Genomic DNA, 12,885 nt, shown 5'->3' on the forward strand with positions numbered 1-12,885 from the left:
TTGGCATGCCGGGCGCACGTGAACACGCCAAAGACCAAAGGCCGTCGGATGAACTCCGACGGCCTTTTTTGGCGCGCTTTGCCCGCAGTCAGAGCCGCGCTCCGGGCGCGCTCCCCGCTGCGGTCGATGAAAGGGCAGGCTTCGCTCGCCCCGAGTCTTTCGGCGGCTACGAAATCTGCATGCTCCCCGCCGAAGCGCTCGGAGCCGTACGCACAAAACGCCCGAGCAGCATGGCCGCCACGGCAAGCGCCATGCCCGCGTAGCCGAACATTTCCTGTCCGCTCACGGCGCAGGCCAGACCGCCCGCTCCGCCCATCATCATGGACGCCAGCGCCGCCCGCGGATGCACGGCTCCCCGCTTCATGAGCATGGCCGCAAACACGGGAACCGCCACGCCGCACACATACATGTCGTTGGCCATGAGCAGAAGATCGAGAATGCCGTGCCCCTGCGCGGAAAGCAGCAGCCCTCCCGCGCCGAAAAGCAACGTGACCAGACGACAGAGCTTCACGTCGCGGCGGCCGAGAAGATCGTTGCACAGCACCGTGGAAGCCGTCACGAGGCAGGAGTCCGCCGACGAGAGCACGGCGGAAAGCAGCGCCACCATGAGACACATGCCCGCCCACGACGGCAGAAGACGCATGGCCGCGGCAAGCACGTTGTCGGGAGCCGTTCCCGCAGGCACAACGTTCCGGCAGAGCACGCCGAGCGCCACAATCGCCGCCGAGGCGGCCAGCAGCATGAACACGGCAAGCCAGCATCCGCGCAGGGCGCTCGCGCCGCTTCGCGCGCTCAGAATGCGCCCGAACAGCATGGGGCACACAAGATAGCTGCCGCCCATGATGATCATGAAATACGAGAATCTTTCCAACGTGAAGTCATCATTGACGATTTCCAGCCGCAGCGATTCCAGCGGCGCGGGATTGTGCCCCCAGAGCCAGAACAGCGCCGCCAGAATGCCCGCGAGCAGCAGCACGCACTGCGGACCGTCGCTGCGGATGACGGAGGCCTGCCCGCCGAGGCAGGAATAGGCCACGATCACCGCCGCGCCGACCACGAGGGCCCATTCCGGCGGCATGCCCGTGAGCGCTGCGGCGAGCTTGCCCATGGCCGTGAACTGCGCCGCCAGAATGGCCAGCCACGCCGGCATGATGATGAGGGAAGAGAGCGTGCGCGCCTGCGGACTGATCCAGGCGGCCACGATTTCCGGCATGGTGTACGCTTCCGACTCGCGCACCTTGCGGGCAATGAAAAGCGTGAGCAGCGCCAGGCCGCAGGCCCCGGAACCCAGCCACCAGAAGGCGGGCGCGCCCACCTGCCAGGCGAGCCCCGCCATGCCTATGGTGGCGGAACCGCCGATGCAGGACGCCGCCAGAGAAAAGCCCGTGCGCCACGCGCCCGAGGAGCGGCTGTTGACGAAAAACGCGGACGAGCCGCGCGAATGACGGGCGTCCAGCACGCCGAGCGCGAGCAGCAGCGCGGAGTAAAGGCAGAATATCAGCACGAATACGGTCTCCCGTTGTTGTCCAAAGCGGGCGAGCCCCCGTGAGATGCGGCGGACAAGACCGCGTCGCAGACGGCTCCGGAGAGCAGATGAAGTTCCTCGTCGGAAACGACGAACGGAGGCATGACGTACACGGTGCGCCCGAACGGACGTATCCACACACCCCGCGACACGAAATACTTCTGCCAGGCCTCCACATCCACGGCCTGTTCCATTTCCACCACGCCGACGGCTCCGAGCACGCGCACGTCGCACACGCCGGGCGCGTTGCGGCACGGGGCAAGTCCCTGTTCCAGCGCCTGCTGAATGTGCAGAACCCGCTCCCGCCAGGGAGAAGCACACAGCTCGTCGAGGCTGGCGCAGGCCGCAGCGCAGGCCAGCGGATTGCCCATGAACGTGGGCCCGTGCATGAACACTCCGCCCCCGTGCGCCGCGTCGGCGCCGGAAATGCCCCCGGCCACGCGCCTTGTGGCCGCCACGGCGGAAAGCGTCATCATGCCGCCGGTCAGCGCCTTGCCCACGCACATGACGTCGGGCGACACGCCCGCATGATCGCAGGCGAACATGCGCCCCGTGCGGCCGAAGCCCGTGGCTATTTCGTCGGCAATCAGCAGCACGTCGAGCTCGTCGCAGAGCGCGCGCAGATCCCGCAGGTACGATGGATGATAGAACCACATGCCCCCGGCTCCCTGCACCACGGGCTCGACCACCACGGCGGCCGTTTCCCCGGCATGCTCCCGCAGCATGCGCTCCATGGGCGCAAAGCTCGCAGGATCATAGGGAGCGTCGAAACGGCACGTCGGCCGCTCCACGAAAAGCTGCTGCGCAAGTACGCCGGAAAAGAGCGAATGCATGCCCGTTACCGGATCGCACAGCGACATGGCCCCCAGCGTATCGCCGTGATACGCGCCCCGCAGAGCCACGAAACGGCTCTTTTTCTCTCGTCCGACCGAACACCAGTACTGCACGGCCATCTTCATGGCCACTTCCACGGCCACGGAGCCGGAATCGGCAAAAAAGATGTGCTCCAGCCCTGTCGGAAGCAGCGACAGCAAGCGTCTGCCGAGCTCCACCGCCGGTTCGTGCGTGAGTCCCCCGAACATGACGTGCGAAAGTCCGGCCGCCTGTCTCTGCACGGCGCGCACCAGACGCCTGTTGCCGTAGCCGTGCACCCGGCACCACCACGACGACATGCCGTCCACCAGACTCGCGCCGCCTTGCAGAAAAAGCCTCGCGCCCGACGCGCCCGTCACTTCGAGCACCGGCAGAGGATGCATGGCCGACGTGTACGGATGCCACAAATGCGCCCGATCAAAGGCGAGCAGCTCCTCATGACGGCGCACGTCGTCCGGCTCTTCAGCGAGACTCCGGGCGGCCCCGGCAAGCCTGTCGGCCAGCGCGTCCCAGAACCGCTCATCCTGCGGGGAAACGTCCGCCAGATAGGGAACGTCCGCGAGAAGCGGAACGCCGCGTCTTTTTCCTTCCCGAGCGAGGCTCTCCACGTTGTCGCTTAGAATGAGCGCCTCGGCCTCCGCGCCCGTGCCCGCGTCCGCCTGATCGGGCGGCGCGGTGCGGCAGAGCACCATGCCCGCCGCCGTGAGACCGGCCTGTTCCAGCGCGTCCAGCGTGAGCACGGCGTGATTGAGACATCCCAGCCGGTTGGCCACCACCAAAAGCACCGGAAAGCGCAGTTCCAGCATGAGATCGAGCATGCTTTCCTCTTCGTTCAGAGGAACGTGCAGTCCTCCCGCCCCCTCGAACAGCGTCACGCCTTCCGCGCCGACAAGCTTCCGGCACTCGGCGGCCAATGACGCCGCGCTCAGCGTTTCCCCCTCCAGTCGCGCGGCAAGGTGCGGAGAACAGGGAACCCGGAACAGAGAAATGGCCCTGCCCTCCCCTCCGGCCCGTTTCCAGACCGCAACATCCGGAGCTTCCAGGCCGTCCGGACCCTCGACGCAGCCGGTCTGCACGGGCTTCACGGCCCGCGCCGGAACGCCCGCCCGGGCAAAGGCCCGAAGCAGTCCCGCCGTGATCGTGGTCTTGCCCGCGTCGGTATCCGTGCCCGTGACGAAAAACGCGCTCACGACTTCACTCCCAGCGTGCGCATCATGGAAAGATCGGCCTCAAAGGCCGCGCCCGACGTGGTGAGATAATCGCCGATCATCATGCCGTTCGCGCCGGCCGCGTACAGCCAGCTCTGCCACGCGCCGAGCACGTGACCGCGGCCCCCGGCAATGAGCAGATCCTTGTCGGGATTCATGACGCGGAAAAGCGCAATGGCGCGCAGCGCCTCCTCAGGCGCAAGACGCGGCATGTGTTCGAGCCTCGTGCCCGCAATGGCGTTCAGAAAGTTCAGCGGAATGGAATTCACGTCCAGTTCCGCGAGCGTGCAGGCGAGCTCCACCCGCTGTTCCAGGCTCTCGCCGAGCCCGATGATGCCCCCGGAACACACTTCCAGCCCCGCCTCCCGGGCGACGCGCAGACTCTGCACGTCTTCCGCGTAGGCGTGCGTGGTACAGATGTTCGGAAAATAGCTCTCCGCCGTTTCCAGATTGTGATGATAGCGCGTGACGCCCGCCTCGCGATAGCACGCGGCGCGCTCCTTCGTGAGCATGCCGAGCGAGCCGCACACGCTCATGCCCGTTTCCCGGACAATGCGCTCCACCGCGCGGCACAGGGGCTCCACGTCGGCCTCGCCGAGCATGGTGCCGCTCACCACGATGCCGAAACGCATGCTTCCGTGCGCGGCGGCCTCCGCCGCCTTGCGCAAAAGCGTCTCCTCGTCCATAAAAGGATAGACAGGAGCGCCCGTTTCATGATGTGCTGACTGTGCGCAGAATGCGCAGTTTTCCGGGCAACGGCCGGATTTGGCGTTGATGATGCCGCAGTTGAAGAACGACGGAGCGCGCGCGGCGCGCACCACCCCGGCCACGGACAGCATGTCCGTGGTGCAGGAGGCGGGAAGATGAATGAATTCCTCCGCTTCGCGGCGGGACAGCAGGGGACCTTTCCCGTCCCCGGCAAGACGATGAAGGATGGCGGAAAGAAGAGTATGCATAATTTTTTCCTGATAACGATAAGGGAAGTCCTCTTCTTTTATCCGCATGCCGTTTAATGTCAACTTAAATAAAATATTTTTTAGTTGACAATCGATGTTTCACCACGGGAGAAAGCCATGACGCGAGATGAAATTCCCATGCGTGACCGCATTCTGGACAGTCTTGTGCAGAACGGACAGGAACACTGGATTTCCGGAGAGGCGCTTTCACGATCTCTCGGCATCAGCCGGGCCGCGGTGAGCAAGCATGTGATGGGGTTGCGCGAGGAAGGGCACATCATAGAATCGGTGCCGCGACGGGGCTACCGGCTCATTTCCCGGGCGGATCCGTGGGCGGGCCACGACGCGCGCGAAGAGCTCAATACCAGCGTGCTGGGAAGAAAAGACTGGCTGTGGCTCAAGGAAACGGACTCCACCAATCAGGTGGCCGCGCTGGAAGCCATGAACGGCGCGGAAGAAGGCGTGGTCGTGGTGGCGCGACGCCAGAACGAGGGAAGAGGCAGCAACGGTCACCGCTGGCTGAACCTGCCGGGCAGCCTGACGTTTTCCGTCATCACCAAGCCGCACATTTCCCCGGAAAAGCTGGGTCTGCTGCCCCGGCTGGTCATGGAGGCCGTGGCGCGGGCGGTGAAAAAAAGCTGCGGGCTCGACCTGGAGCAGCGTCCGCCCAACGATCTTTTCTTCAACAATCGCAAGGTGGTGGGCATACTGGTGGAAAGCATGTTTCACAACACCGATCTGCAGTGGGCCGTGGTGGGCATAGGCGTGAACGTCAACGTACCGGCGGAAGCCATTCCGAAGGAACTTGCAGGCATCGCCTCATCTCTGTACGCGGAAACCGGCACGGCCTTCAGCGTGGCGAATCTGCTCAGGCATCTTCTGGAAGAGCTGGAAAATCTGCTCAGGCCGTGAACGCGGGCGGCGGAGAAACGCCTTGCTCCGCGGTGTTGCCGCGTCTCGCTCCGACGCCAGCACATTTTCCGCCCTGCGCGTTCTCTGTTTCGCTCGGTCTCAGCTCCGTGCAGCGTCAGCCAGCGGGCCCCAGCTCCATGCAATCACGGCCCTGCGCATTTGCCGACCTGACAAGTTTCATTTTCGCACAGGCCCAGATCTGCGCATTGGCCAAGCTGTGCATGGTCCGCGCCGCGCAAGGCTCAGCTTCGAGCCTTCGCCGTGCCGAATGCTCTCCGTCCCGCCCTCTCCTGCCGCATCGCCGCTCCTTCCAGCACAAAAGGCCGTCTTCCTTTCGGAAAACGGCCTTTTTCTATGCGTCGCGAAGAGCATTTCTCCCCGCGAATTGTTGCAGGATGCGCCTACTTCTTCGAGGCGGCGTCGGCAAGGGCGGCCACGGCGGGCAGGGTCTTGCCTTCGAGCACTTCGAGGAACGCGCCGCCGCCGGTGGACAGATAGCCCATCTTGGAGGCCACGCCGAAGGATTCCACAGCGGCCACGGTATCGCCGCCGCACACCAGGGTGTAGGCCTTGGAGTCGGCAAGGATGTCGGCAAGAGCGCGACTGCCCTTGTCGAAGGGCACGGTTTCAAACGCGCCCACGGGGCCGTTCCACACGATGGTGCGGGCGTCGGCAAGAATCTTGGCGTAGGCCTTCACGGTCTCTTCGCCGATGTCGAAGGCGCAGTCTTCGGCGGAAAGTTCGGAAACCTTCTTGGTCACGGCTTCGGAAGCGCGTTCAAAGCTCGGAGCCACCACCACGTCGGTGGGCAGGGGCAGCAGCACGTTGCGTTCCTTCGCCATGTCGATGAGGCGCTTGGCTTCGGGAATGAGATCCTTTTCCACGAGGGAGGAGCCCATATTGTACCCAGCGGCCTCCAGGAAGGTGTTGGCGATGCCGCCGCCCACGATGAGGCCGTCCACATGCTTGAGCAGGTTTTCGAGCACGGTGAGCTTGGTGGACACCTTGGAACCGCCAATGATGGCGAAGAGCGGACGTTCAGGGGTGTCGAGCAGCTTGGTGGCGGCTTCCATTTCGGCGAACATGAGCGGTCCTGCCACGGCCACGGCGGCCTTGCGCAGCGCGCCTTCGGTGGAGGCCTGCGCACGATGGGCCGCGCCGAACGCGTCCATCACGTAGATGTCGCCCATGGCGGCGTACTTGGCGGCCAGCTCTTCGCTGTTCTTCTTTTCGCCCTTGAAGAAGCGCACGTTCTCGCACAGCACCACCTGACCGGGCTTGCATTCCACGCCCTTCAGCGGTTCGGCGCAGAATTCCACGGGCATGCCGAGCAGCTTGCCCATGTGAGCGGCCACGGGACGCAGAGAGAACTGTTCTTCAAACACGCCCTCGGTGGGGCGGCCCAGATGCGCAAGCAGAATGACGCCCGCGCCCGCGTCCAGGGCCTTCTTGATGGTGGGCAGCACGGCGCGGATGCGCTTGTCGCTGGTGATGACGCCGTCATGGATGGGAACATTCACGTCCACGCGCATGACAACGCGCTTGCCCTTCATGTCCACATCGTTCATGGTCAGTGCTTTCATCGGTTTTCTCCTTTCCTTACAGCAGTTCAAGAGCCTGCTGCACAATGTTTTCTACCGTAAAGCCAAACTTCGGGAACAGCTTTCCCGCCGGAGCGGAAGCTCCGAATGTTCCCATACCGACGACGCGGCCGTCAAGTCCCACATACTTCCACCACCATGCGGCGGTCTGCGCTTCCACGGCCACGCGCACGCGCACGGAAGACGGAAGCACGGATTCACGATAGGCGGCGTCCTGACGATCGAACACCTCGCAGGAAGGCATGGAAACCACGCGCACGCGGCGGCCTTCCGCCGAAAGCTTTTCCGCGGCCTGCACGGCGAGCTGCACTTCGGAACCCGTGGCAATGTAAATGAGTTCCGGTTCGCCTTCGCAGTCTCTGAGCACGTAGCCGCCGCGACGGATGTCGGCCACCTGCGCTTCGGTGCGCTTCTGCTGAGGGAGCGCCTGACGGCTCATGACGAGGCACACGGGGCCGTCCTGATATTCCACGGCCTGCGTCCAGGCCACGGCGGCCTCGGTGCTGTCGCAGGGACGCCAGACCTGCACGCCGGGCGTCATGCGCAGAGCGGCGATCTGTTCCACGGGCTGATGGGTGGGGCCGTCTTCGCCCACGCCGATGGAATCGTGCGTGAGCACCCAGATGACGCGCTGCTTCATGATGGCCGCCGAGCGGATGATGCTCTTGGCGTAGTCGGAAAACACGAAGAAGGTGCCCGCGTAGGGAATGAAGCCGCCGTGCAGCTTGAGGCCGTTCATGACGGCGCCCATGCCGAACTCGCGCACGCCGTAGCGGATGTAGTTGCCGGAATAATCGGAAACGTCGAGCGTTTTTGCGCCCTTGAACTCCGTGCCCACGGAGCCGCTGAGGTCGGCCGAGCCGCCCACGAGTTCCGGCAGCGCGGGAGCGATGACGTTGAGCACGTTCTTGCCCGCCGCGCGGGTGGCGACGTCCTTGGTTTCGGCCATGGCGGCCTCCACGGCCTTGCGGGCCGCCTCGGGCCATGCGGCGGGAAGCTTTCCGGCCATGCGGCGGCGGAACTCGGCGGCGAGTTCGGGATAGGCGGCGGCGTAGGCGGCGAACATGTCTTCCCAGGCCTTCTGCGCGGCGGCGCCCTTTTCACGGGCGTCCCAGGCGGCGCGGATGTCGTCCGGCACGGTGAAGGGTTCGGACGTCCAGCCCATGGCGGCGCGGGCGGCGGCGGCTTCTTCCGCGCCGAGCGGCGAGCCGTGGCAGGAAGCCGTGCCGGCCTTGGTGGGCGCAAAGCGGCCGATCACCGTCTTGCAGCAGATGAGCGAAGGCTTGTCCGTCACGGCCATGGCCTGACGGATGGCCATGTCGAGAGCCTCGGAATCATGACCGTCGATGCCGCGCACCACGTGCCAGCCCATGGCTTCAAAGCGGGCGGGAGTGTCGTCGGTAAACCATCCTTCCACGTTGCCGTCGATGGAAATGCTGTTGTCGTCGTAGAGCGCGATGAGACGGCCGAGCTTCCAGGTGCCCGCAAGCGAGCACGCTTCCTGCGACAGGCCTTCCATGAGGCAGCCGTCGCCGAGGAACACCCAGGTGTAGTGATCCATGACGGGGAAGCCTTCGCGGTTGAAGGTGTGGGCCATCATGCGTTCGGCAAGAGCCATGCCCACGGCGGTGGCGATGCCCTGACCGAGCGGGCCGGTGGTCATTTCCACGCCGGGGGTCACGCCGAATTCGGGATGTCCGGGCGTTTTCGCGTCGAGCTGACGGAAGTTGCGGATGTCGTCCATGGAAAGATCGTATCCGGTGAGATGCAGCAGCGCATAGAGCAGCATGGAGGCGTGACCGTTGGAAAGCACGAAGCGGTCGCGGTTGGGCCAGGCGGGGTCGGCAGGATTATGCTTCAGAAAGCCGCGCCACAGGGCTTCGGCCATGTCGGCCATGCCCATGGGAGCGCCGGGATGACCGGATTTGGCTTTCTCGATGGCGTCGATGGAAAGGGCGCGGATGGCATTGGCAAGTTCTGCACGAGTAGGCATAAAGGCTGTCTCCTTGGAGGTATTGCAGGAAAACTCAGCGCGCGGCGTCCGTGAAGGCGGCAAGGCGTTCGCTGAAGGGAGGATGTCCGAAAAACGCGGAACCGGAAACCAGCACATCTGCGCCGGCTTCAACAAGGGCTCCGGTATTGTCGAGATTCACGCCGCCGTCCACCTGAATGAGGCAGTCGGCGCGGCCGGCGGCGTTGAGCTTCGCCCGCAGTTCCGCAACCTTGCGGAGCGTGGCGGGCAGAAATTTCTGTCCCCCGAAGCCGGGGTTCACGCTCATCACGAGCACCATGTCCACATCGTCGAGCACGTAGTCGAGCGCGCTGAGCGGCGTGGCGGGATTCAGCGCCGCCCCGGCCTTCATGCCGAGACGCCGGATTTCCGCAAGCGTGCGCTGAAGATGCGCGGTGGCCTCCACGTGCGCCACGAGCATGTCCGCGCCCGCGTCCCGGAACTCGCTCAGATAGCGTTCCGGCCGCTCGATCATGAGATGAACGTCAAAAAAAAGACCCGACGCCGGGCGCAGGCCTTTTATGACGTGTTGTCCGAATGTGATATTGGGCACGAACTGCCCGTCCATCACGTCCCAGTGTACCCACTTCACCCCGGCAGATTCCAGATTCCTGAGGGTTTCTGCCAGATTTCCGCAGTCGGCGGAAAGAAGCGAGGGCGAGAGTATCATGAATGGTTCTCCTTGGGAGGGTTGTTGGTAAGCAGAGCGCGTATTTCCACAAGCTCCTTCAGCGCCTCGGTCAGCAGCTTTCTTGCGTCGTCGTCCTTTTCGGCGGGCCGCCCGGCGAGGGCCTGCGCAAGTTCCGGCATGGCCTCGCCCGCCAGCACGCGGCGCGCGCCTTCTATGGTCATGCCCTGTTCATGGAGCAGCGAACGTATTTTGCGCAGAAGCTCCATGTCGCCTTCCGAGTACAGGCGCTGTCCTTTGGGCGTCCGCACAGGCTGGAGAGCGGGGAATTCCCCTTCCCAGAACCGAAGCACGCTGGTCTGAAGGTTCAGCGCACGGGCGGCTTCGCCTATGCGGTACACCCTGCCGGACTGCGGCTTTTTCCTGTGCATGTTGCTGTCCTTGGTCTGCGATCTGAAAAAATGGCACTGCAAGTAATTCTGATCGATCACGGGGCTCTCCACGATAAAAAGAGAAACGGCTTGCCGACCGATGTCCGTGTCCACCCCGATAGTCGCCCTTTCCCGAAAAAATTTCCAGAAAAAAATCAGCGAGGCAGCGCCACTTTCACGACTTCGCCCTTCAGCATGGCACGCAACTGAGTCAATATGATGTCAGCCGGACATTTTTTCCGCGTCTTTTGCCTTGCAGGACAACGTTTCGCCGCCCCGCCGCCGGCAGGACGCGGCGCGTCGAAACGCCGCTTTCCGCCACGAGCTCCGGCATCATCGCGCCTGAGCGCAGGGAACCTCTGCAAGAGCATGACCTTTCGTCAGCTTCGCCGTCGCAGGAGACGAAGCAAAGAAGCGGCACGCTGTCCGCAAAGCCGGGCCGGGCATCGACGCCCGAACGGCCCGCGTTCGGCGCTCCGGCAAAAGAAGCGTTCCCCGCCGCCCGCAGGAACGGCGAAGCGCGCCGCATCCGGCAAAGGCTACTCTCCCCCGTCGAGGGAAAGCGCGGCTCTTCTGGCCTCAAGCTCGGAAATCTTCGATTCCAGCTCGCCGAGCGCCTCGAGTTCCTTTTCCGAACGCTCCTGAAGGGAATGGAATTCCTTGAGAAGCTCCGACGCCTTGACGCCGTCGGCGTACACGTCCGGATCGGCGAGCAGTCCTTCCACTTCCTCCTGACGGGTCAGCAGGGCCTCCAGCGCCTTTTCCTGTTCGGCGTAGCGGGCCTGGAGCGGCTTGAGCTGCTTGTAGAGCGCGTTTCGCTGTTCGGCCTGCTCGCGCTTGAGCTTTTTGAGATCCTCGCGGGAAAGGTTGGTGCCGGGAACCGGCCTCACCGCCGCGCCGGACGACGCGGAACGCGCGGCAGGCGCGGATTCCTGCTTTGCGGCGGCGGTGCGCGCCGCGCGACGGGCCGCGTCGTACTGCGCAAAGCCTTCCTTGTACACGGTGATGCCCTTCTCATCCACGGCCCATATTTCGTCCACGGCTTCGGAGAGCAGATGCCTGTCGTGCGCAACCACAAGCAGCGTTCCGTCAAAGGCTTCCAGAGCTTCCACCAGGGCGTCGCGGCTTTCGAGGTCCAGATGGTTGGTCGGTTCGTCGAGCACGAGGAAATTGCAGCGGCGCAGGAACAGGAGCGCCAGCACGAGCCTGCTGCGCTCGCCGCCGGAAAGCGAATCTATGGAGCGGTCGAAGTAGCCCTGTCCAAGCATGAACAGGCCGAGCACGCTCATGAGTTCCTCTTCCGAGGTGTGCGGGTCGGACAGACGACGCATTTCGCCGAGCACCGTGCCGCCGAGATCCAGCGTTTCGGCCTGCTGCTGGCTGTAGTAGCCCATGCGCGTGGAAGAGCCCATGGTGAACGTGCCGCCCGTGCGGGCCAGCCGGCCCGCAATGATCTTGAGCAGCGTGGACTTGCCGCAGCCGTTGTGTCCCACAAGGCCCACGCGCTGACCGCGGAACAGCGAAAAGGTGAGCGGCGGCCACAGCGTGGTGCCGTCGGGAAAATGGAAGGCCAGATCCGCCACGGAGAGCACCACCTTTTCGGAAGGCGCGGCCTCCGGCCACTTGAACGACAGTTCCCGCCGCTTGGGTTCGGGCTTGTACTGTTCAAGTTCCTTTTCCAGCTTCCTGGCCTGCTTCTGACGGGAGCCCGCCTGACGCGCCTTGGTGGCCTTGGCCTTGAAGCGGCGGATAAAGTCCATCTTGTGCTCAAGCTCGTCGGCTATCTGCTTGGCCTCGCGTTCGCGCTGCTCCTCAATTTCCGCCTGAAGCTCCAGAAACTTGGTGTAGTTGCACTTGCGGAACACGGGCTTGGAAAGCCCGAGGTACAACACGTGCGTGCCCACATGGTCCATGAACACGCGGTCGTGCGCCACGAACACCAGAATTCCCTTGAAGTCCATGAGAAATTCTTCCAGCCATTCCACGGCCTCAAGGTCGAGATGGTTGGTCGGTTCGTCGAGAAAGAGCACGTCCGCGCCCGCAGTGAGCACGCGCGCAAGCTTGGCGCGCTCGCGCCAGCCGCCCGAAAGCTGCCGGATGGGAAGGATCCATTTTTCCTTGGAAAAGCCGAGGCCCGAAAGCACGGTCTGCGCGCGCTGCTCGGGATTGTAGCCGTAGCGCGTTTCAAGGTCGTGCTGACGCGCCATGAGACGGTTCATGGCCGCCTCGTCGCCGGAGCTCTGCGCCTTTTCCCATTCCTGCCAGAAGTCGCCCCAGTCGGGCAGCGCGGCCTGCACCCATTCCAGGAGCGGCACGTCCAGCGTTTTTTCGTCCAGTATCTGCTCCACGTATCCCACGCGGCATCCGTGCGGAATGATCACCCGGCCGCCGTCCGGCGCGTCCACGCCCGCCAGCATGCGCAGAAGCGTGGATTTGCCCGTTCCGTTGGGGCCGCATACGCAAAGACGCATGCCGTCCACGATATCCAGGGAAAAATCATGGAAAATGTCGCGGCCGCCGTATGACTTGGAAAGATTCTGAATGGTAATGTTCATGACAATGCGTTCGGGGACGTTCCCCGTGTTGTGGTGACAAGTTGACGCGACGCCGTGCTCTCCTGGCGGACGGCACAGGCGAAACGACGCCCGAACTTCCGAAAGCTCCGCCCCCTTCCGGCTCCGGACAAGGATGAGCACCCGGCTCCGACACGGCGTCGGCGCGCGGCAGAGACGCAGGCCGG

9 protein-coding genes are annotated in these 12,885 nt (G+C 64.1%); 1 reads left to right on the forward strand and 8 read right to left on the reverse strand.

From position 1 onward, the window contains the following. Positions 1-166: 166 nt before the first annotated feature. From ABGT79_RS03180 to bioB, 3 genes are read right to left on the reverse strand one after another with little or no spacing between them, the layout of a single operon-like run. Positions 167-1,504 (reverse strand): sodium:solute symporter family protein, encoded by a 1,338-nt coding sequence (locus ABGT79_RS03180; protein WP_346664981.1) that lies wholly within the window; start codon positions 1,502-1,504, stop codon positions 167-169. Beyond that, on the reverse strand, positions 1,498-3,588 hold the full coding sequence (bioA, locus tag ABGT79_RS03185; protein WP_346664982.1) for an adenosylmethionine--8-amino-7-oxononanoate transaminase: 2,091 nt from the start codon (positions 3,586-3,588) through the stop codon (positions 1,498-1,500). Before bioA ends, ABGT79_RS03180 begins: the two co-directional genes overlap by 7 nt. Further along, on the reverse strand, positions 3,585-4,562 hold the full coding sequence (gene bioB, locus ABGT79_RS03190; protein WP_346664983.1) for a biotin synthase BioB: 978 nt from the start codon (positions 4,560-4,562) through the stop codon (positions 3,585-3,587). The genes bioA and bioB overlap by 4 nt, the downstream gene beginning before the upstream one ends. 117 nt (positions 4,563-4,679) lie before the next feature. Between bioB and ABGT79_RS03195 the strand changes: the two genes are divergently transcribed. Beyond that, positions 4,680-5,474, forward strand: coding sequence for a biotin--[acetyl-CoA-carboxylase] ligase (locus ABGT79_RS03195; RefSeq protein WP_346664984.1), 795 nt, complete (start codon positions 4,680-4,682; stop codon positions 5,472-5,474). 401 nt (positions 5,475-5,875) lie between these two features. Here ABGT79_RS03195 and ABGT79_RS03200 read toward each other — a convergent pair whose 3' ends face one another. The 5 genes from ABGT79_RS03200 to ABGT79_RS03220 all read right to left on the reverse strand — a co-directional run bounded on the left by ABGT79_RS03200 (position 5,876) and on the right by ABGT79_RS03220 (position 12,700). Further along, entirely contained in the window at positions 5,876-7,057 is a 1,182-nt protein-coding gene (locus ABGT79_RS03200) for a phosphoglycerate kinase (RefSeq protein WP_346664985.1), read from the reverse strand. Positions 7,058-7,073: 16 nt separating this feature from the next. Next, positions 7,074-9,068: a transketolase gene (gene tkt / locus ABGT79_RS03205; protein ID WP_346664986.1), complete on the reverse strand. Its 1,995-nt coding sequence runs from the start codon at positions 9,066-9,068 to the stop codon at positions 7,074-7,076. Positions 9,069-9,102: 34 nt separating this feature from the next. Continuing rightward, on the reverse strand, positions 9,103-9,756 hold the full coding sequence (gene rpe, locus ABGT79_RS03210) for a ribulose-phosphate 3-epimerase (RefSeq protein WP_346664987.1): 654 nt from the start codon (positions 9,754-9,756) through the stop codon (positions 9,103-9,105). Continuing rightward, the gene (locus tag ABGT79_RS03215) at positions 9,753-10,145 is read right to left on the reverse strand and encodes a MerR family transcriptional regulator (RefSeq protein ID WP_294486962.1); all 393 of its coding nucleotides are present in this window, start codon (positions 10,143-10,145) and stop codon (positions 9,753-9,755) included. The genes rpe and ABGT79_RS03215 overlap by 4 nt, the downstream gene beginning before the upstream one ends. Positions 10,146-10,684: 539 nt before the next feature. Further along, positions 10,685-12,700 (reverse strand): ATP-binding cassette domain-containing protein, encoded by a 2,016-nt coding sequence (locus ABGT79_RS03220; protein ID WP_346664988.1) that lies wholly within the window; start codon positions 12,698-12,700, stop codon positions 10,685-10,687. Between the last annotated feature and the right edge of the window lie 185 nt (positions 12,701-12,885).

Source organism: uncultured Mailhella sp. (assembly GCF_963931295.1).
Classification (GTDB): domain Bacteria; phylum Desulfobacterota; class Desulfovibrionia; order Desulfovibrionales; family Desulfovibrionaceae; genus Mailhella.

Excerpts from the sequence above, each read along its gene's own strand:
- ABGT79_RS03215 (WP_294486962.1), bottom strand. The coding sequence starts at position 10,145 with ATGCACAGGAAAAAGCCGCAGTCCGGCAGGGTGTACCGCATAGGCGAA.
- ABGT79_RS03200 (WP_346664985.1), bottom strand. The coding sequence starts at position 7,057 with ATGAAAGCACTGACCATGAACGATGTGGACATGAAGGGCAAGCGCGTT.
- bioB (WP_346664983.1), bottom strand. The coding sequence starts at position 4,562 with ATGCATACTCTTCTTTCCGCCATCCTTCATCGTCTTGCCGGGGACGGG.
- tkt (WP_346664986.1), bottom strand. The coding sequence starts at position 9,068 with ATGCCTACTCGTGCAGAACTTGCCAATGCCATCCGCGCCCTTTCCATC.
- ABGT79_RS03220 (WP_346664988.1), bottom strand. The coding sequence starts at position 12,700 with ATGAACATTACCATTCAGAATCTTTCCAAGTCATACGGCGGCCGCGAC.
- ABGT79_RS03195 (WP_346664984.1), top strand. The coding sequence starts at position 4,680 with ATGACGCGAGATGAAATTCCCATGCGTGACCGCATTCTGGACAGTCTT.
- rpe (WP_346664987.1), bottom strand. The coding sequence starts at position 9,756 with ATGATACTCTCGCCCTCGCTTCTTTCCGCCGACTGCGGAAATCTGGCA.